At 67.1% G+C, this 19249-nt stretch carries 17 protein-coding genes; 11 read left to right on the top strand and 6 right to left on the bottom strand.

Annotated features, from left to right (window positions below; translation table 11 throughout):
• Positions 1-6 precede the first annotated feature (6 nt).
• Positions 7-1050: a zinc-binding dehydrogenase gene (locus TL10_RS24875; protein WP_043396079.1), complete on the top strand. Its 1044-nt coding sequence runs from the start codon at positions 7-9 to the stop codon at positions 1048-1050.
• 31 nt (positions 1051-1081) lie between these two features.
• Here TL10_RS24875 and TL10_RS24870 read toward each other — a convergent pair whose 3' ends face one another.
• A complete protein-coding gene (locus TL10_RS24870; protein ID WP_043395867.1) occupies positions 1082-2131 on the bottom strand; it encodes an NAD(P)H-dependent amine dehydrogenase family protein in 1050 nt (349 codons plus the stop codon).
• A 139-nt stretch (positions 2132-2270) separates the two neighbouring features.
• Here TL10_RS24870 and TL10_RS24865 point away from each other — a divergent pair, with 139 nt between their 5' ends.
• Positions 2271-3464, top strand: coding sequence for a lipid-transfer protein (locus TL10_RS24865; protein ID WP_043395871.1), 1194 nt, complete (start codon positions 2271-2273; stop codon positions 3462-3464).
• 92 nt (positions 3465-3556) lie between these two features.
• Here TL10_RS24865 and TL10_RS24860 read toward each other — a convergent pair whose 3' ends face one another.
• Entirely contained in the window at positions 3557-4162 is a 606-nt protein-coding gene (locus TL10_RS24860) for a TetR/AcrR family transcriptional regulator (RefSeq protein WP_043395874.1), read from the bottom strand.
• A gap of 62 nt (positions 4163-4224) precedes the next feature.
• Here TL10_RS24860 and TL10_RS24855 point away from each other — a divergent pair, with 62 nt between their 5' ends.
• Positions 4225-5055 carry an alpha/beta fold hydrolase gene (locus TL10_RS24855; RefSeq protein ID WP_043987786.1) on the top strand — a complete coding sequence of 277 codons (831 nt, stop codon included), beginning with the start codon at positions 4225-4227 and terminating at the stop codon, positions 5053-5055.
• 70 nt (positions 5056-5125) lie between these two features.
• On the opposite strand, the gene TL10_RS24850 is transcribed toward TL10_RS24855, so the two are convergent.
• Positions 5126-6754 (bottom strand): fatty acid--CoA ligase, encoded by a 1629-nt coding sequence (locus TL10_RS24850; protein WP_043987785.1) that lies wholly within the window; start codon positions 6752-6754, stop codon positions 5126-5128.
• Positions 6755-6854: 100 nt separating this feature from the next.
• Between TL10_RS24850 and TL10_RS24845 the strand changes: the two genes are divergently transcribed.
• A complete protein-coding gene (locus TL10_RS24845; protein ID WP_043395880.1) occupies positions 6855-7172 on the top strand; it encodes a hypothetical protein in 318 nt (105 codons plus the stop codon).
• A 55-nt stretch (positions 7173-7227) separates the two neighbouring features.
• On the opposite strand, the gene TL10_RS24840 is transcribed toward TL10_RS24845, so the two are convergent.
• Entirely contained in the window at positions 7228-8262 is a 1035-nt protein-coding gene (locus tag TL10_RS24840; protein WP_231575578.1) for an MmpL3/TtfA transport complex stabilizer, read from the bottom strand.
• Positions 8263-8753: 491 nt separating this feature from the next.
• Positions 8754-10085: a cation:dicarboxylate symporter family transporter gene (locus TL10_RS24835; protein WP_043396082.1), complete on the bottom strand. Its 1332-nt coding sequence runs from the start codon at positions 10083-10085 to the stop codon at positions 8754-8756.
• Positions 10086-10202: 117 nt separating this feature from the next.
• On the opposite strand from TL10_RS24835, the gene TL10_RS24830 reads away from it, so the two are divergent.
• The 7 genes from TL10_RS24830 to TL10_RS24800 all read left to right on the top strand — a co-directional run bounded on the left by TL10_RS24830 (position 10203) and on the right by TL10_RS24800 (position 17026).
• Complete coding sequence (locus tag TL10_RS24830; protein ID WP_043987784.1) at positions 10203-11765, top strand: sensor histidine kinase; 1563 nt, start codon at positions 10203-10205, stop codon at positions 11763-11765.
• Positions 11762-12451 (top strand): response regulator, encoded by a 690-nt coding sequence (locus TL10_RS24825; protein ID WP_043987783.1) that lies wholly within the window; start codon positions 11762-11764, stop codon positions 12449-12451. The genes TL10_RS24830 and TL10_RS24825 overlap by 4 nt, the downstream gene beginning before the upstream one ends.
• A 31-nt stretch (positions 12452-12482) precedes the next feature.
• The gene (locus TL10_RS24820; protein WP_043987782.1) at positions 12483-13211 is read left to right on the top strand and encodes a DUF3060 domain-containing protein; all 729 of its coding nucleotides are present in this window, start codon (positions 12483-12485) and stop codon (positions 13209-13211) included.
• Positions 13212-13279: 68 nt separating this feature from the next.
• Positions 13280-13843, top strand: a complete 564-nt coding sequence (locus TL10_RS24815) for a hypothetical protein (protein ID WP_043987781.1) — start codon at positions 13280-13282, stop codon at positions 13841-13843.
• Positions 13840-15165: a Dyp-type peroxidase gene (locus tag TL10_RS24810; protein WP_338048690.1), complete on the top strand. Its 1326-nt coding sequence runs from the start codon at positions 13840-13842 to the stop codon at positions 15163-15165. Before TL10_RS24815 ends, TL10_RS24810 begins: the two co-directional genes overlap by 4 nt.
• 8 nt (positions 15166-15173) lie before the next feature.
• Positions 15174-16187, top strand: coding sequence for a hypothetical protein (locus TL10_RS24805; protein WP_043395895.1), 1014 nt, complete (start codon positions 15174-15176; stop codon positions 16185-16187).
• Positions 16184-17026 carry a bile acid:sodium symporter family protein gene (locus tag TL10_RS24800; protein WP_043987779.1) on the top strand — a complete coding sequence of 281 codons (843 nt, stop codon included), beginning with the start codon at positions 16184-16186 and terminating at the stop codon, positions 17024-17026. The genes TL10_RS24805 and TL10_RS24800 overlap by 4 nt, the downstream gene beginning before the upstream one ends.
• 4 nt (positions 17027-17030) lie before the next feature.
• Here the strand turns inward: TL10_RS24800 and TL10_RS24795 are convergent, their stop codons facing one another.
• Positions 17031-19241, bottom strand: coding sequence for a winged helix-turn-helix domain-containing protein (locus TL10_RS24795; RefSeq protein WP_338048689.1), 2211 nt, complete (start codon positions 19239-19241; stop codon positions 17031-17033).
• Between the last annotated feature and the right edge of the window lie 8 nt (positions 19242-19249).

Raw genomic sequence — 19249 nt, 5'->3', positions numbered from 1 at the left:
AGTGTCATGACCTCAACGATGCGGGCCCAACGGTTCTACTCCGACACCAAAAAGATTGTGGTGGAAGATGTTCCGATTCCAGAACCAGGCCCCGGCGAGGTACTCGTCAAAGTCGCCTACTGCGGCATCTGCCACTCCGACCTCAGCCTGATCAACGGCACGTTCCCGTCGCAGCTCCCGGTGGTGACCCAAGGGCACGAGACATCAGGCACCGTCGCCAAGCTGGGACCGGGTGTCACCGGCTGGGCCGAGGGCGACCGCGTCGTCGTCGCCGCCGGTAAGCCCTGCATGGGCTGCGTGAACTGTATGCGCGGCGACATGTCGAACTGTCTGCGGATCCGGCTCATGGCGTTCGCATACGACGGCGGCTGGGCCGAGTACACGGTCGCACAGGCCTTCGGGCTGACCCGCGTACCCGACAACGTGCCGCTGGAGCAGGCCGCGATCCTGGCCGACGCGGTGTCCACGCCGTTCGGCGCCGTGGTCCGGACCGGCCAGGTGGGGATCGGCGAGTCCGTCGGAGTGTGGGGTGTGGGCGGCCTCGGCACGCACATCGTGCAGTTGGCCCGGTTGGTCGGGGCCGCGCCCATCATCGCCGTCGACGTCAATCCGGCGGTGCTGGAGCGCGCGCTGGCGGTCGGCGCGGACTACGCGTTCGACGCGCGCGACCCGGAACTGGCGGCGCAGATCGCGTCGGCCACCGGAGGCCGGATGCTCGATGTCGCGTTCGACGCCGTCGGCAAGGGCTCGACGTTCGATCAGGCGCTGGCGTCACTGACCGTCGGCGGCCGGTTCGTCGGTGTCGGCATGAGCGCAGACGCCCCGACGATCGGCCCCACGTCGTTCTTCAACCTGACCCGCAAGCAGGTGCTCGGCCATCTGGGCTACCAGAACGCCGACATCGGCACCCTGGCCACGCTGGTCTCTCGCGGCCGCCTCGACCTCACTCGGTCGATCAGCGAGATCGTCCCGCTCGAGGACGTCGCCGAAGGCATCGCGAAACTCGATCGGGCCGAAGGCAATCCGATCCGCATCCTGATCCAGCCCTAGCCCATTTCCCGCGAGCGTGCGCGAATGAACGCTATCTCAGGCGCGGCAGCGCCTTCGCGCTGACGAGCGGCAGGTCCAGATAGGTGGCGATACCCGGTTCCGCGGCACACACCGCGGGCACGGAGTTGACGCAGTGGGCGGCGGTGCCGACGACGCCGGGTTCCGGTCCGTCCTCGCCGACGAGTCCCTGAAAGCCCTTGATCGACACGGTGAAGTCCGGATTGCCTTTGACCTCCATCTCGTAGCGTTGCCCTTCGGGGCCGAAATCCCATGCAGGATCGAGGTTTTCCTCGCCCATGAACCAGTTGACGGTGACGCGGACGACGACCTCGTCGCCGACGACCGCCTCCCAGTGGAACTTGCGGGCCGCCACCTGGCCGGGCTGGATGGGCCCCAGCGGCGAGTCGATGGGCGCGGTCGCCACCGCAACCTCTTGGCGGGCAACGATCTTCGGGTCGGCGTTGAAACCGAATTGGTCGACGCACATCCGGACAGCCTGGATGAAGCCGCTGTCCAGGAGCTTCTGCATGGGGCCCGTCAGCGCCTTGTCCGGGGTCTCACCGAACCCCATCACGTGCCGCAACACGTCGGGTGCCTCGTAGGTCCGCAGGTCCGAGAACTCTTCGGCCCGAACGAAAGTCACGCCGGTGGACATCGCCGAGAACAGCAGCGGGAACTTCTCGCTGATGCCGCCGGGCGCGATGCCGGTGCCGTGCAGCGTGACGCCACCGGCCAACGCGGCCTCGCGCACCGGCGCGCCCTGCTTTTCGCTCGGGTACACCCAGCCGACCGGCGTCACCACGTTCTTGCCGGACCGCAGCAGCGCGGCGACCTCGTCGGGGTTGGCCATCAGCGGGGCGTAGATGACGGCGTCGGCGTCCAGGTCGAGGATGTCCTGGATGTTGTTGGTGGCGGTGACACCGAGCGGCGCCACGCCGATGATCTCGCCAACGTCCTTGCCATTCTTGGCTTCCGAATGCACCCAACAGCCGACGAGCTCCAGGTCGGGGTGTTCCAGCACGCCGTTGATCGCGGCGACGCCGACTCCGCCGGTTGCCCATTGCACGACCCGCAACGCCATGAAACCTCCTGAGGACCGGCAGAACTAGAACAGGTTCTAGGTTGTATACCACCGGCTCGGCTCCGGAGACCAGACCTTTGAGGTCTTGACTAAAAGCGCCGCGCGTGACTGAACTACAGGTAGTAACGAAAGGAAACCCATGGCCAAGAATCGTGTGTTCGTCGTCGGCGTCGGCATGACCAAGTTCGAGAAGCCCGGCAGTCGCGAAGGCTGGGACTACCCGCAGATGGCGAACGAGTCCGGCAACAAGGCGCTCGCCGACGCCGGCATCTCGTACGACCAGGTGGAGCAGGGGTACGTCGGCTACTGCTCCGGCGACTCGACCTCCGGCCAGCGCGCCCTGTACGAACTGGGCATGACGGGCATCCCGATCGTCAACGTCAACAACAACTGTTCGACGGGTTCGACCGCGCTTTACCTTGCCGCGCAGGCGATTCGCGGCGGCCTGGCGGATTGCACCATCGCGCTGGGCTTCGAGAAGATGCAGCCGGGCTCGCTCGGTGGCGGCGCACAGGACCGCGAATCGCCGCTGGGCCGGCACGTCAAGGCCCTGGCCGAGATCGACGAGTTCGCCTTCCCCGTGGCGCCGTGGATGTTCGGTGCGGCCGGCCGTGAGCACATGAAGAAGTACGGCACCACCGCCGAACATTTCGCGAAGATCGGCTACAAGAACCACAAGCATTCGGTGAACAACCCGTACGCACAGTTCCAGGACGAGTACACGCTCGACGACATCCTGGCCGCCAAGATGATCTCCGACCCGCTGACCAAGCTGCAGTGCTCCCCCACCTCCGATGGGTCGGGTGCGGCGATCGTCGCGAGCGAGGCGTTCGTCGACAAGCACGGGCTGGCCTCGCAGGCCGTCGAGATCGTCGGCCAGGCCATGACGACCGACTTCGCGTCGACGTTCGACGGCAGCGCCGCCAACATCATCGGCTACGACATGAATGTGCAAGCCGCACAGAAGGTTTACGACCAGTCGGGCCTCGGCCCCGAAGACTTCCAGGTCATCGAGCTGCACGACTGCTTCTCCGCCAACGAGCTGCTGCTGTACGAAGCCCTGGGCCTGTGCGGCGAGGGTGAAGCCCCGCGGCTGATCGACAACAACGACACGACCTACGGCGGGCGCTGGGTGGTCAACCCGTCGGGCGGCCTGATCTCCAAGGGTCACCCGCTCGGCGCGACGGGCCTGGCCCAGTGCTCCGAGCTGACCTGGCAGCTGCGCGGCACCGCCGACAAGCGTCAGGTCGACGGCGTCAACGCCGCCCTGCAGCACAACATCGGCCTGGGCGGCGCCGCCGTCGTGACGGCCTACCAGCGCGCCGAGCGCTAGTCACCACCTCTCGCGAGCAGACGCAAAACTGTCAATTTCCGAGCGGAAACGACAGTTTTGCGTCTGCTCGCGGCTGTAACTCGCGGCAGTAATCAGCCCGCGAACATGGCGTCGACCAGGCGGCGCAGCACCTGCCTGGTCTCGCGACGAGTCTTCTTCGGGTCCTCGGACGTGGCGATGAGCATGGCCGCCTCGTCGAGGGCCCCGATCAACACGTGCGCCAGTGCCCGCACCGGCTGACGGGCCAGCTGGCCGGCCTTGATGGCCTCGCTGAGCAACTGCTCCGTCATACCCAGGCTGTAGCGCTGGGCCACATCACGAAAGCCCGCCCAGCCCAGCACGCTCGGGGCATCCAACAGGACCAGCTGCCGCACCTCGGGGTCGCCGGAAACCTCCAGCCAGCCGTCGACCGCGGCCCGGATGGCATCGGCCGGTGTCGTCGCGCCGGACGCCGCCACCGACTCCCCGAGCCGGGCCATCACGTCCTGCTCCACCGCCTCCACCACGGCCAGGAAAAGCGCAGCCTTGTCGGCGAATTGGTGGTACATCGCGCCGCGCGTGACCCCGGCGGTCGTCGCGATCTCGGGCGTACCCACCTCGGCATAACCACGCTCACCCCACAGTCGCCGCGCAGCGACGATCAACGCCTCACGCGTCGCCGCGGAGCGTTCTTCCTGGGTACGCCTCTTGTTTTCCATACACCCTGTTGGTAAGTTGCGGACAGCCTGTTTGTAAATCAGTATCGAGCTAGGAGTGATCCATGTCGATCATCGAGATTAACGCCGGAACCATCCATTTCGAGGAATTCGGGCCGAAGGACGGCAGACCCGTCGTCTTCGTACACGGATACATGATGGGTGGCCAGCTGTGGCGACAGGTCGCAACGCGGCTGGCAGCCCAAGGCCTGCGGTGCATCGTCCCGACCTGGCCCCTCGGCGCACATCCCGAACCGCTGCGCCCCGGTGCCGACCGGAGCATCCACGGCGTCGCGCGCATCGTCGCCGACACCCTGGCCGCACTCGACCTCGACGACGTCGTCATCGTCGGCAACGACACCGGCGGTGTCGTCACCCAACTGGTCGCGGTCCACCACCCCGAGCGCATCGGCGCCATGGTGCTGACCAGTTGCGATGCGTTCGAGCACTTTCCGCCGCCGATCCTCAAGCCGTTGATCACAGCTTCGCGCTCGAAGGCCTTGTTCCGCACCGCCGCCCAGGCAATCCGAATCCCGTTGGTACGCAAGCGCGCCTATGCCGGCCTCGCCTACTCCGACCTCGATGCCCTGACCCGGGAATGGGTCAGCTACCCGCTGTCAAATCCAGCGATCGCCGAGGACCTCCGAGTGTTCACCAGCTCGCTGCGCACCGAGGTCACCACCGCGGTGGCGGCGCGGCTGCCCGAGTTCGATAAGCCGACGCTCATCGCGTGGTCGGCCGACGACGTGTTCTTCGAAGTCGGCGACGGCGAGAAGCTGGCGGACCTGATCCCGCACGCCCGCCTCGAAATCATCGACGGTGCAAGGACTTTCTCGATGCTCGACCGGCCGGACCGGCTCGCCGACCTGATGTCGACCCTCGCGGTCCGCGCTTGATCCCGCGAGCAGACACAAAACTGTCGTTTTTGGCCGAAATACGACAGTTTCGCGTCTGCTCGCGAGGGAACTAGATGGTGACGACCTCGTAGGCGCCGTCGGCGTACCGGGCGCGGATGGTCTTCTTGTCGTACTTGCCGACGCTGGTGCGGGGCACCTGGTCGATGAATGTCCAGCGCTCGGGCAGCCACCAGCGAACCACCTTGTCCGCCAAGAACTCTCGCAGCTCGACGGCAGTCGCGGCAGCGCCGTCGTGCAGCACCACAGCAACCAGCGGGCGCTCCTGCCAGCGATCGTCGGGCACGGCGACCACGGCGGCCTCCAGCACGGCCGGGTGCGCGATCAAGTGGTTCTCCAGCTCGACCGACGAAATCCACTCGCCGCCGGACTTGATGACGTCCTTGGCTCGGTCTGTGAGCGTGACGAACCCGCAGTCGTCGATGCGGCCGACGTCACCGGTGCGCAGCCAGCCACTGTCGAACTTGCTCGCGTCGTAGCCGAGGTAATAGCTGCCGGTGATCCACGGCCCGCGAATCTCGATCTCCCCGACCGCTTCTCCGTCGTGCGGCAGCGGGGCGCCGGCGTCGTCGACGATCCGGATTTCGACGCCGCACATCGGACGCCCCGCGGTCGCGCGGGACGCCCAGTACTGCTCGTCGGACACGTTCGGCAGCGGCTTGGCGGTGGTGGCCAGCGGTGAGGTCTCCGTCATCCCCCAGGCCTGACGGATGTGGACGCCGTACCGTTCCTGGAAGATCCGCATCATCGACACCGGCACGGCCGAGCCGCCGCAGCCGACGATCCGCAGGGACGAAATGTCGTGTCCCGGGTTCTTTTCCAGGCAGTTCATCACGTCGTTCCAGATCGTCGGAACGGCGCCGGCGATGGTCGGGCGATGGGTCTCGATGAGGTCGATCAGCGACGCGCCGTCCAGGAACCGGTCCGGCATCACCAGGTCGGCGCCGGCCATCAGCGCGGCGTACGGCAGACCCCAGGCGTTGGCGTGGAACATCGGCACGATGGGCAGGGTCACGTCGTCACTACCGACGTCCAGCGCATTGCTGGTGCACGTCGCCATAGCATGCAAGAAGCTCGAACGATGGCTGTAGACAACGCCTTTGGGATTTCCGGTGGTGCCGCTGGTGTAACACATCGCGGCTGCGGACCACTCGTCGATCTCGGGCCAGTCGAAGTCGGCGGGCTGGGCGGCCAGCAGTTCGTCGTACCGCAGGACCGTCTTGCCCGAGGCTTCCAGCGGCCCCAAATCCCCTGCGCCGATGGCGATCACGGTGTGCACCGTGGTCATCTGCGGCAGCACCGGGGCGAGCTGAGCGGTCAACGAGAGGTCGGCGATGACGACCGAATCCTCGGCCTCGTTGGCAATGTACGCGATCTGCTCGGGTGAGAGCCGGATATTGAGGGTGTGCAGCACCGCACCCATCGACGGAACGGCCAGGTACGCCACCGTGTGTTCGGCGTTGTTCCACATGAACGTGGCCACCCGCTGGTCCCCGGTGATGCCGAGACCGCGCAACGCGTTGGCCAGCCGCCCGCACTGCTCGCCGACTTCGCCGTAGTTCACGGTGCGGTACTGCCCGCCGCCGAGCGCCGTGGTGACGGTTCGGCGGGAATTCTGCCCGGTCGCGTGCCGCATGATCGTGGCGATGGTGAGCGGGGCGTCCTGCATCGTACTGAGCATCGTGAATTTCGCCTCTGGGTTGCTGCCGCTGGGATGTCGAGATGCTAGCCGACCCTGCCAGGTAGGAGGATGATTAGTGTTGGCACGACAGGAGAAAATCATGCGCAGGAATTGGACGCTCGCCGCAGCGATGGCCGGAGCTGCGCTGACTGTGCTGGCACCGGCGGGATTGGCCGCTGCTGAAACGGCACAAGACACGATCAACCGGCTGCAGTCCGAGGGCTATGTGGTCACGATCGACAAGCTGGGGACGGCGCCGATGTCCCAGTGCAGCGTATCCAGTGTGCGCAATCCGCAGTCGACCACGCAGTGGGTGCCGTTCGCCGGACCGGTCCTGGGCCGCAACGGCAACTCCATCCTGCTGCCGCAGACCAGCAAGACCATTTCGGTGTCGCTCGACTGCACGGGCACGCACTAGCCGCACAACGCAGAACGCCCCCACCTTCACAGTGGGGGCGTTCTCTTTGGACTGATCAGACGGTCGCGGGCTCCAGCGCGCGCACGTCGTTCATGGCCACGGACTTGGTCGCCATGAACTGCGAGTAGAGCAGCGGCTTGGGCGCCTCGACGGCGACCGCGGTGACGTCACCGGCCACGTCCGCGACGTAGAGCCGCGATCCGTCGCGGCTGACGGTGACGCAGGACGGCTGGACATCGGCGGTGATGGTGTCGACGACCGCGTTGGTCTGGGTGCAGAACACCGAGACGCGGTCGTAGTCGACCACGTAGGCGCGGGTGCCGTCGGCACCGAGCACCAGCTGGGTCGGGGCGTCACCGACGGCGAAGCGACCGGTCACGCGGCCGGCGGCCAGGTCGACGACGTGCACCTCACCGCGGGCGGTCAGGTCCGAGGTCAGCACGTAGGCGGTGTTGTCCGGGCCGAGCGCCAGGCTGCGGATCGGGGCACCGATGACGATGGTGTTGCGGATGCGCGCGGTCTCGGTGTCGACGACGACCAGCTGGCTGCCCATCTCGTCGGTGGTGGCGACGTAGAGCCGGCGACCGGTGTGGTCGACCGAGAGGGCGTCGATGCTGATGGCGGCACCGGTGGCGATCTCGATGGTGCCGACGCGGTCGGCGGTGATGTCGATGACGGCGACGTCGATGTAGGCGTCACCAGCGCGGCCTGCGAACACGCGCTTGCCGTCGGGGCTGACTGCCAGGGCGCTGACGCCGGAGGCCAGCGGGTAGGCGGCCAGCTCGGCACCGGTGACGACGTCGATGACGGCGATGCCGTCGAATTCGGCACCCGACACGGCGACGTAGGCCCGGTCATCGGTGGCGACGACCGCGAACGGCTCACCGTCGACGGCGATATCGCGGATGCTGCGGCTGCGCGGCTCGATCAGCGACACCATGTTGTCGGCGTAGCTGGTCGCGACCAACTGGCCCGCGCTCTCGGCGATGTCGGCGATGGTGCCGCGGCCAACCTGCGCGATGTCCATGGTTCCGCGCAGCGCCTGGGCGCCCGCCCGCTTCGCTTTTGCACGAGCGTTATTATTTGCCACGATCTTCGGTACCTCCGCCAGCGCGGCAACGCGCCGGTAGTCGATTTCCCGTCCGGGTGCGCCCGGATGAGCGCTGCTTTCAAGAAGTGTAGTGATCCCCACCGACATTCCGGACGGCTTCAGCGACGCCACATCGCGAATTGAACAGGTGCTCTTAGGAGTTACTTAAGGTGCGAATTGTTATGCACTTGTTATCAAAGGCGATCGACGCTCCGACCTGGGTAAACATCAGGCAAATTCAATTTGAGCAAACTCAGGCAGACCTCATTTCTGAGGGTTTCCAAACACTGTTTCCCGACATTCCCAGGCAAAGTGAGCGAAACATCACACCGCGACACGAACGCATTGAATCCCATCCGTCTCATCCGCACGATACAACTCAGGCCCCACTTCTGTTCATCAAGATCGTTAGGGCGTCAGCACCCGCCTGAACTGGGCTTGAGATTCGCTGTTATCGACGAGTTCACATTTTGTTCATGATGAGACGGGCGTCACACCGACGTTGCGGACGGGCTGGGGACACCCGAATCGAGCATCGTCAGTTCGTCGAACGGATCGGCGCCGTGCAACACCGCCTCGGCCTTCGCGCGGTCGAGTGTCCCGGTCCACGATCCGATCAGCACCGTGGCGACCGCGTTACCTGAGAAGTTGGTGACGGCCCGCGCCTCCGACATGAACCGGTCGATACCCACGATCAGGCCGACCCCGTCCAGCAGGTCCGGGCGGTGACTCTGCAGGCCTCCGGCCAGCGTCGCGAGGCCGGCGCCGGTGACGCCGGCAGCGCCCTTGGAGGCGACGATCATGAAGACGAGCAGCGCCAGCTGCTCCCCGATCGCCATCGGCCGTCCCATGGCGTCGGCGATGAACAGCGCCGCCATGGTCAGGTAGATCGCGGTCCCGTCGAGGTTGAACGAGTAGCCGGTCGGCACCACGACGCCGACGGTGCTGCGGTCCACGCCCAGGTGTTCCATCTTGGCGATCAGCCGGGGCAGCGCCGACTCCGACGACGACGTCGAGAAGATCAGCAGGTACTCGCGGGCCAGGTAGCGGACCAGCCGGAAGATCGACATCCGCGTCACCGACCACAGCACCACCCCGAGCACACCGAAGACGAAGACGATGCAGGTCACGTAGAAGCCGAGCATCAGGGTCAGCAGCTGGGTGACCGCCTTCCAGCCGGTCTGGCCGACGACGCCCGCCATCGCGCCGAAGGCGCCGATCGGGGCCAGCCACAGGATCATGCTCAGCACCCGGAACACCAACTTCTGCAGGTGCTCGACGCCCCGCAGGACGGGTTCGCCGGCGGTGCCCATCGCCTGCACGGCGAATCCGACGAGCAGCGCGATGAACAGGGCCTGCAGCACGTTTCCACTGGTCAGAGCGGACAGCAAGGTCTCGGGGATGATGTGCGAGACGAAGTCCATGAGACCGCCCGCCTCGTGCGCCTTCTGAGCCAGTTTCGCGCCCTGGCCGGTCGCCTGCGCGGACAGGTGCAGGCCTGATCCGGGGCTCAGAAGGTTGCCGACGACGAGGCCGATGGCCAGCGCCACCGTCGACATCAGCAGGAAGTAGGCGAGCGACAGGCCACCGATCTTGCCGACGGTCGCCGCTTTGCGCACCGAGCCGATGCCCAGCACGATCGTGCAGAAGATGACCGGGGTGATCATCATCTTGATCAGGTTGACGAACAGGGTGCCGAGGATCGCGATGTCCTTGCCCACCCCCGGTGCGATGAGGCCAACGGCCACACCGCCGACGACGGCGACGAGCACGGCGATGTACAGCCAGTGCGTGCGGTCGCGACGCGGCGCTTGATCAGTCATGTCGGGGAATCCTCCGGCCTCGATGGCGAAAACTTCTGCAAGGATGTTGGTCCAGAACGTGAGGCACGTCACGCATATGTTCATTTCGTTCACGGAAGTTCACAGAAGGACGCAGGGATGCGCAGATGGCCGGCCGCGCCGCGCTGGTCTCTGGCTGGGCAGATCGTCGCGCTGCAGATCGCGATCATCATCGTGGTGCTGGCCGCCGGTAGCGCGCTGGCGCTGGTGCAATCGCGCCGCACCAACGACGCCGCGGCCAAGCAATTACTGACCGGCGTCGTCACGGCGCTGGCCGATGCCCCATCGACAGCGGCCGCGCTGCAGGCGGGCCGAGCCACCGAGGTGCTCCAGCCGGTCACCGAAACCGTTCGGGCACAGACCGGGGTCGCGTTCATCACCGTCATGGCGCCCGACGGCACCCGGTTCACCCACACCGACCCGAGCCGGATCGGCGCCCACTATCTGGGGACCATGGAGCCGGCCCTGAAAGGCCAGACGTTCACCGAGTTCTACACCGGGACGCTCGGCCGGTCGGTACGCACCATCGCCCCGGTTCGGGACGGTTCCGGACGGGTGCTGGGTCTGGTCGCCGCGGGCATCACCGAGACCACACTGACCGCGCAGTGGCGCCACCAGATTCCCGTGATCGCGGCGATCAGCCTTGCCGCCCTTGCTCTTTCATTGGCCGGCGCCTGGCTGATCCGGCGCCGGCTGCTCCGTCAGACGCACGGCCTGCGGCCGGAGGAACTGCGCGTGATGTACGAGCACCACGACGCCGTCCTGCATTCGGTCTCGGAAGGTCTGCTGGTGCTCGAGAAGGGCCGTGTGGCGCTGGCCAACGACGAGGCGCGCCGCCTGCTGGCCCTGCCGCCGGGCACGGTGGCACTGTCCGATCTGCCGGAGTTCCTGCGCGCCGCTGACCCCGGCGTGCGCGACGAGGTCCACGTCACCGACGAGCGGGTGCTGGTGGTGAGCCGCTCACCGGTGTTCGGTGCCGCGGGTTCGGAGGTCGTGACGATCCGGGACCGCACCGAATTGCAAAGCACCCTGGGCGAACTCAGCTCACTGAAGGTCCTCACCGATTCGTTGCGGGCGCAGGCGCACGAAGCCGCCAACAAACTGCACACGGTGATCACCATGGTCGAGATGGGCCGCCCGTCGGACGCCGTCGCCTTCGCCACCGACGAACTGGAGCTGTCGCAGCGACTCGTCGACCGGCTATCCAGCGAGGTCCATGAACCCGCACTGGTGGCGCTGCTGCTGGGCAAGAGCGCACAAGCCAACGAGCGTGGTATCGAGTTCACCGTCACGTTGGACTCGCAATTGCCTTCGGACACTTCATATCTACCGCTGACCGGGCAGGAGATGGTGACGGTGCTGGGCAACCTGATCGACAACGCGATGGATGCTTGCGACCGCGACGAGCCGTGGATTGAGGTGACGGTGCGCTGCGAGCCGGGTGCCGAACTGGTGCTGCGGGTGGCCGACAGCGGCTCCGGCATGGACCCGGAGACCTTCGAAAACGCCATGCGCCGGGGCTATTCGACGAAATCGGCGCCGGGGCACGGCCTCGGCCTGGCCCTGGTGGCGCAGGTGGTCAAGCGGCACGGGGGCACCCTCGAGTCGGACGTCAGCTACGGGTCGGTGGTCTCGGTGACGATCCCGGCGGTACTCAGATGACCAGGGTGCTGATCGTCGACGACGACCCGCTGATCGCCGAGGCCCACCGCACGTATGTCGAACGGCTGGAAGGTTTTTCCGTCGCAGCGGTGGCACACACCGCACGTGAGGCGATGCAGTTCGCCAGCCGCGCGACCACCACCGACGAGCCCGTCGACCTGGTGCTGCTGGACCTCGGGTTGCCCGACGCCACCGGGATCAGCCTGGCCTCGGCGCTGTCCGGGCTGCGGCCGGCGCCGGACATCATCGCCATCACCTCCGAGCGCGACCTCGAAATGGTGCGGGCGGCCGTCGCGCACGGTGCGCTGGCCTACCTGTTGAAGCCCTTCACGTTCGCCGCGTTCCGGGACCGGTTGGATCGCTATCAGCGATACCGGACGGCGCTGCCGGCCGGGGTAGACGCCGCGAGCCAAGCCGAGGTGGACCGGGCGCTCGCCGAATTACGCACCGGCGCAGACAAATCCGCGGCCCCGAAGGGCGCCGCCACGCTGACCAACGACGATATCGCCCGCGCGGTGCGGGACAGTCCCGACGGGCTGACCGCAGACGAGGCCGCGAAGGCGGTCGGGGTGGCCCGAGTGACCGCGTGGCGCTATCTGGAACGGCTGGCGGACGACGGAACGGTCACGCGCCGAAGCGAATACGGCGGGACCGGCCGGCCCAAGACCCGCTACCTGTGGCGTTGAGCCGCCCCGCCGGGTGTGACAGCATCGGAACATGAGTCGCGACGACGATCCCGAAGCCCGCATCCGCGAGCTCGAACGCGCGATGAACGAACAGGCCCGGGCCTCGGAGCTGACCGAACCCGGCCAGCAGTGGTCCTCGCGGGCGCCGGTCACAAGTCGGCCGTACTCTGCCCAGTACAGCCGACCGCAGAAGACCTGGCCGGCGCAGCCGCTGCCGTCGGGGGTGCCGAGTACCGCGGCACGTCGCATGATCTTGGGCGCCGTCGTCCTCGCAGTGTTGGTGGGTCCGGTGGTGGCGGGAATCGTCTTCATCGCCAACCTCACCGGAAAGAAGCACACGACGTTTCTCCCGCCCAGCGCCGGTCAGCAACCCAGCGTCTCGGTCGCCGTTCCGACCCCGGCTCACCCCGGCGACGAATCCTCGGTGGTCGTCAACGGCACCACCGTGATGTCCGGACCGGGCCTGGTCGAATTGCCGCCGCAGTCCGATGATCCCAACGCGCCCATCCAGGTCGCGGGCGTGCGTGGCCACCGAACCGTGGCGTGCAACGACCGCACGATCAACATCAGCGGGGTGTCCAACAGCGTCACCATCACCGGACACTGCTCGACCGTCCAGGTATCCGGCATCGAGAACACCGTGACCGTCGACTCCGCCGACAAGATCGTCACGTCAGGCATGGACAACCACGTCACCTATCACTCGGGGACGCCGGACATCCCGAATCCGGGCAGGTCCAACACCGTCAGCCGCGGCTGAGTCAGCTTCGACGATTTCCCCCGAATCGGGGGACGACGTGCCTGCGCGGCGCTCATAATCTCGTTGCCATGGCGCACAACGGAAATGACGATTGGACCCAGCCCGCAGCTCTAGCCATCCCGAAGGAGGGCTACTTCGAGCTGACCCGCGGCCGCTACGGACCGGTCTACCCGCGCACCCCGGCGTGCTACGGCTTCAACATCATCGCCAAGGTGCTCGACGGCCATGAGCAGGCGATCCGCGACTACGGCAAACAGCTCGAAGCCGCCGTCGCCGCACAGCCCGACGTCCTGGCCCCGCTGAAGCTGCACTACCTGCGGTGGCAGCTGTTCGACGTCGGCTCCGGTCTGCACTTCCAGTACCAGGGCATCTTCGATACCGACTTCGACAAGTACACCGAGGACGCCGTCAAGCTGTTCAGCTCGACCGGCATCACCACCGCGTTCACCCACCTGGAGGGCTTCCCGGAGGATTGGAAGACCAACCCCGAGGCCTTCATCATGTTCGTCCGCGAGCACCAGGTACCGAGCTTCCTGGAGTACGGCGAGTATCCGTACGTCACCTCCGTCGAGGTCAAGAAGGCCCTGCGGCTCAAGGCCGCGTTCTCCGAGATGTTGGACCAAATGCAGTGACAGCCCTCGAATTCGACGACATTCAGCACATCATGCTGACCGGGACGCCTCATCTGACCGGCCGGTACGAGTTCCTGACCTTCGACACTCCCGAAGCCGGCCAAGCCTGGCTGGCCGAGATGGTTCCCCTCGTGCAGTCGGCGACCGATGTCCGCAAGACGGTCAACATCTTCAAGCGGTGGGTCAACCTGGCGTTCGCCTGGAACGGCTTGCGCGCGTTGGGACTTGACGAGGACGCGCTGGCCACCTTCCCCGCCGAGTTCCGGGAGGGCATGGCCGCCCGCGCCGACATCCTCGGCGATACCGGTGCGGCCGCACCCGAGCATTGGGTGGGTGGGCTCGCGGGCGACGATCTGCACGCGATCGTCATCCTGTTCGCCCGGGACGACGACGAACGGGTGCGGTGCGTCGGTGAACACGACGCGCTGCTGGCCCGCTGCCCCGGGGTGCGGTCGCTGTCGCATCTGGATCTGGCGGCCACCGCGCCGTTCGACTACGACCACGATCACTTCGGGTACCGCGATCCGGTATCCCAGCCGCAGATGCAGGGGTCCGGCGAGGAGTTGATCCCGGGTGCGGGTGGGGCGCTGGCCCCGGGCGAGTTCCTGCTCGGCTATCCGGACGAAGAGGGGCTGATATCGAATCAGCCTGCGCTCGATACTCTTTCCCGCAACGGCAGTTTCATGGCATACCGCCGTCTGGAGGAGCATGTCGGGGTCTTCCGCGACTATCTGCGGCAGAACGCCGAGGACGCCGAGAGCCAGGAGCTGTTGGCGGCCAAGTTCATGGGCCGCTGGCGCAGCGGTGCTCCGTTGGTGCTGGCCCCTGAGCACGACGATCCCGAGCTCGGTGCGGATCCGATGCGCAACAACGACTTCGACTACGGCACGATGGATCCGCACGGCTATAAGTGTCCGCTGGGCTCGCATGCGCGTCGGCTCAATCCACGTGATACCGAGCCGAATCCCAATCGGCGCAGGCTGATCCGGCGCAGTGGCACGTACGGGCCGGCACTGCCGGAGGGCGTGCCCGACGACGGTGTCGAACGCGGCGTGGGAATGTTCCTGATCTGCGCCAGCCTGGTGCGGCAGTTCGAGTTCGCTCAGAACGTGTGGATCAACGACGCGGCGTTCCAGGAGCTCGGCAACGAACACGACCCCATCTGCGGCACCCAGGACGGCACGCTGGACTTCACGATCCCGAAGCGGCCGATCCGCAAGGTACACAAGGGGTTACCGGCATTCACCACGCTGCGCGGCGGGGCGTATTTCTTCCTGCCCGGCCTGAGCGCACTGCGTCATCTCTCGACTTTGAAGAACTAGGAGAAATCATGGCATCGACACAGTCCTACGCCCGCACCTACAACCAGGCGCACATCACCCGCCCGCACAACGGCAACCGACGTGTCAGCATCTACTGGTCGTGGAGCTACCCGTGGGAGGCGCAGCGCGACCCGGCGCTGCTGTACAACCGGTTCTCCACCATGACCGAGGTGCGCGCGGCGACGTGGCCGGCGTACGAAGGTCCCGACTACAGCCCGCGGAACTTCCTGCAGGGCGTCGACGGCACGTTGGAGCTGTTCCACCGCTCCTCGTTGGCCTTCCAGGACGTGGCCGGGGAAGCGACCGGGCATCCGGTGGCGGTGTTCCAGCGGGTCGATCAGGCCGGTTACCGGCTGCCGATCGATGAGCGCATCCTGAACGACACCGACACTCTGATGATCTTCGGCCTGGACCACCTGCTGGGCGACGAGGACGCCGCCCCGGAAGAGATCGCCGCGATCCAGCAGTGGCTCAAGCGCGAGGGCACGTGCCTGATGCTGGCCCCGCACCACGACGTCGGCTTCACCGACGACAAAGAGCAGCAGCAGATGGAGTACCTGCACCACGGCGACCCGCTGACGCCCCGGATCCAGCGCTTCAGCGGTTTCGCGCGGTCGCTGCTGACCGGGCTGAACATCCCGGTGCACAACACCTGGGGCCTGCGCCCCGCGACGGTTGAGGGCACCAAACAGATTGTGCCGCTTACCGCTTTCCGTGATCTGGATTCGGCCGGCCTGCTGCGGGACGTCACCACGCTGGCCCTGCATCCACACCTGCCGCACTACGCGCTGACCGCCCCGGAGAGCCCGGACCTCCGGGTGCTGGGCCGGCAGCTGATCGACCAAACCCGGCCGCACCCGTTCACCCTGGCGGGCAATACGGAGTTCAACGCGCTGATCCACATGCCGCCGACCGGTGACCGTGCGGGCGACATCGTGCTGGTCGACTCAACGCACTTCACGACCCTGTTCGGCGCCAGCGACAGCCTGAAGTCGTTCTGGCGCAATCTGGTGACGATGTGACGCTGAGCGATCTGGCGGCGCGCGGTGCCAACATCGCCGTCGTCCTGTTCGTGGCGTCCAGCACTCTCGGCGTCGGGCTGAGCCTGACCCCGGCCCAGATTCTGGCGCCACTCAAGGACATTCGGGTGGTGAGCCTGGCCCTGGTCGCCAATTTCGTTGCGGCGCCGCTGGTTGCCTTCGGACTGTGGCGCCTACTGGCCCTCGACGAGCCACTGGGCATCGGCCTGCTGCTGTGCGGGCTGGCGGCGGGCGCGCCGTTCCTGATCAAACTCGCCGAGTTCGCCAAGGCCGACGCGGGTTTGACGGTGGGCCTGATGGCGCTGCTGATGATCACCACGGTGGCCTACGTGCCGATCGTGCTGCCGATCTTCCTCAAAGGATCGGAGGTCGATCCGCTCGCGATCGCGTCGTCGTTGGTGGTCCTCATGCTGATCCCCTTGGCGATCGGACTGTTCTGCCGGAAGCAGGCTCCGACGGTGGCCGCGCGGATCAGGCCGGCCATCGGACTGCTCAGCACCGTCAGTATGGTGCTGGTGGTCGTCCTGACGATCGTCGCCAATTTCCGGGAGGTGCTGTCGGTGTACGGCACCCGTGGCATCCTGGCGGCCATCGTGTACACCGCCGTGTGCGCCGGAATCGGTTGGGGTCTGGTGTTTTTCAGCACCACCGCGCGGCCGGTGCTCGCATTGGGCACGGCGCAGCGCAATGCGGCGGCGGCCTTCGTGGTGGCCGGCCAGAACTTCGACGATCCACGCGTCACGGTGATGATCACGGTGGTGCTGATCGCCGAGTTCACGATGCTCATCCCGTTCGCCCGGTTCCTGGCCCGCAGGGCCTGACAGGTCAGGACTGGTCGAGCAGACCGAGGCGCGCCGCCTCGGTGACGGCCTCGGTGCGCGACGACACCGACAGCTTGCGGTAGATCGATTTGGCCTGGCTCTTCACGGTTTCCCGGCCCAGGTGCAATTCCCCGGCGATCTTCTGCAGCGACAGGTGGGTGGCCAGGTGCGGGAGCAGACGCAGCTCGGCCGCGGTCAGGGCCTGCCGCGGCCCGTGCTGCGCATGCGCCGCCAGCAGTTCCCGCACGCGCGCCAGCCGGAGCTGCACCGCGACCGCGTCGGGCTCCCGACGGCCGGCGAGCTGTCCCGCATCGAGATGCCGTCGACACAACTCCGGGTCATCGATCTCGAGGGCAGCGGCCGCGGTCAGCGCGTGCCCCAGCGCCGCGGTACGTGCCGCCAGGTCGCCCAGCCGCTCCAGCAGCCGTTCGGTGCCCCGTACCGCGTCGCGTGCGCCGGCGACGTCGCCGCGGTGGCCCCGCACCAGCCCGTCCACCGCGTACACCACCACCATCGGCACCAGGTCGCACAGATCGCGGGAATCGACGATGCTGCGGGCCTGCGCGCTGCGCTGCGCCGCGGACAACAGGGCCCCGTCGTCGAGGTCCAGCAGGGCAAGATGCGCCAGCGCCACGGCCCGGAAGCCGGGTAGGTCGTCAAGGACCGGGAGTGCCGATTCCAATGTGGCCCTGGCATTTTCCGCGTCACCGATCATCGACAGCGCGCCGCCTTTGACCGAGGCGGCGGCGCCCCACCACGGGTTGACCAGGTGGTCGCCGGCGTCGCACACCGTGTCGGCGTGCCGAACCACCTCGCGCACGCCGCCGATACCGACGAGCGAACCAACCAGGGCCGCACCAACTTTCACCGATGGCGTGCCGTCGGCCAAGGCCGCGCCCCGGTCCGCCGCCGAGGCCGCCAGCAGGGAACGCTGGATCAGATCGGCGTCCCCCAGCGTCACCCCCAACCAGGCTCGGGCGATCGCGGCATCGGCATGGTCGGCAAAGACGTGCTCGTCGAGCGAGCTCAGCCGGCGCTCCAAGATGCCTGCGCGGCCGTCGAATCCGAGACGCACGGCATCGCGTTCGACCAGCGCCGCGGCGTGTGCCGCGTCGTCGGCCGCCAAGGCCTGCAACAGGGCGCCATCGATGTCGCCGACGCGCTCGAGGTGGTCCGCCGCCCGGGCGGCGACAGCGCGGTACCGGTCCGGATCGCGGTCGCGCAACCGCGCACGGAGCAGATCGGTGAACAGCCGGTGGTACCGGTACGCGGTGCCCTGATCATCGAGCGGCACCAGGAACAGGTTGCCCGAGGCGCGGATGGCGCTCAGCATGTCGGCTGAATCATCGCGCTGCAGAACGTCGTTCAGGTCGTCGGCGCTGAAGTGGTCGAGCACCGCGGATTCGACGAGGAACGACTCGACGGCCGGGTCCAGCCGCCCCAGCACCTCTTCGACCAGATAGCCCGCCACCAGGCGGTGGCGGCCGGTGATCGCGTCACCGGAGGCGCCATCGCGCAACGCCATCGCCGCCATGACCACCCCGGCGGCCCAGCCCTCACAACGGTCGATCACCAGCGCGGCCGTGGGGCCGTCGGGTCCACCGACGGAGTCGAGAGCCGATTGTGCTTCAGCGGTAGAGAGTTTCAGTTGTTCGGTACCAACCTCGAGCACGCTGCCCTGCAGCCGGCGCCGAGCCAGATCCAGCGGTGGCGGCGTCCGGCTGATCAGCGTCAGCGTCGTCGACGCCGGAGCCAGCTGCACCAGGGCACGCAAGGTGTCGACAGCCGCGTCGTGCGTCAGCTCATGAACATCGTCCAGCACCACAACAATTGGTCCCGAGGACTCCAATGCTGCGACCACGGCCGGCACCAGTTGGGTTTCGACGGCCCGGCCCGCGCCGCGGAGGTACTGGAACGTCACGGCATCGACGGCGGCGACTTGGTCCGCTGCGGTCAGCAGATGCAGCAACAAATGGGCAGGGTCGTTGTCGAGGTGGTCCAGCCGCACCCAGGCGAACGGCCGAGCGTCGGCGTCGTCCCACAGCGCCACCGCGGTCGTCTTGCCGTATCCGGCGGGTGCCGTCACCACCACGAGTTCCGAGTCCGAGGCGAGCAGGGATCGGGTGATCGCCGGCCGCGCGATGACGGCCCCGCCCAGCCGAGGCGGGCCGTAGGTAGCCGTCGGAATGTGCGCTACCCAGCCTTCCCCTGCCACGTTGGCAT

This window comes from Mycolicibacterium llatzerense, from assembly GCF_000878195.1.
GTDB classification, from domain to species: Bacteria; Actinomycetota; Actinomycetes; order Mycobacteriales; family Mycobacteriaceae; genus Mycobacterium; species Mycobacterium llatzerense.
The sequence above is the reverse complement of the archived record's forward strand: the minus strand, read 5'-3'. Positions and strand labels throughout refer to the sequence as shown.

Excerpts from the sequence above, each read along its gene's own strand:
- TL10_RS24875 (WP_043396079.1), top strand. The coding sequence starts at position 7 with ATGACCTCAACGATGCGGGCCCAACGGTTCTACTCCGACACCAAAAAG.
- TL10_RS24805 (WP_043395895.1), top strand. The coding sequence starts at position 15,174 with ATGGCATCGACACAGTCCTACGCCCGCACCTACAACCAGGCGCACATC.
- TL10_RS24825 (WP_043987783.1), top strand. The coding sequence starts at position 11,762 with ATGACCAGGGTGCTGATCGTCGACGACGACCCGCTGATCGCCGAGGCC.
- TL10_RS24855 (WP_043987786.1), top strand. The coding sequence starts at position 4,225 with ATGTCGATCATCGAGATTAACGCCGGAACCATCCATTTCGAGGAATTC.
- TL10_RS24835 (WP_043396082.1), bottom strand. The coding sequence starts at position 10,085 with ATGACTGATCAAGCGCCGCGTCGCGACCGCACGCACTGGCTGTACATC.
- TL10_RS24815 (WP_043987781.1), top strand. The coding sequence starts at position 13,280 with ATGGCGCACAACGGAAATGACGATTGGACCCAGCCCGCAGCTCTAGCC.
- TL10_RS24850 (WP_043987785.1), bottom strand. The coding sequence starts at position 6,754 with ATGCTCAGTACGATGCAGGACGCCCCGCTCACCATCGCCACGATCATG.
- TL10_RS24820 (WP_043987782.1), top strand. The coding sequence starts at position 12,483 with ATGAGTCGCGACGACGATCCCGAAGCCCGCATCCGCGAGCTCGAACGC.
- TL10_RS24870 (WP_043395867.1), bottom strand. The coding sequence starts at position 2,131 with ATGGCGTTGCGGGTCGTGCAATGGGCAACCGGCGGAGTCGGCGTCGCC.
- TL10_RS24830 (WP_043987784.1), top strand. The coding sequence starts at position 10,203 with ATGCGCAGATGGCCGGCCGCGCCGCGCTGGTCTCTGGCTGGGCAGATC.
- TL10_RS24860 (WP_043395874.1), bottom strand. The coding sequence starts at position 4,162 with ATGGAAAACAAGAGGCGTACCCAGGAAGAACGCTCCGCGGCGACGCGT.
- TL10_RS24865 (WP_043395871.1), top strand. The coding sequence starts at position 2,271 with ATGGCCAAGAATCGTGTGTTCGTCGTCGGCGTCGGCATGACCAAGTTC.
- TL10_RS24845 (WP_043395880.1), top strand. The coding sequence starts at position 6,855 with ATGCGCAGGAATTGGACGCTCGCCGCAGCGATGGCCGGAGCTGCGCTG.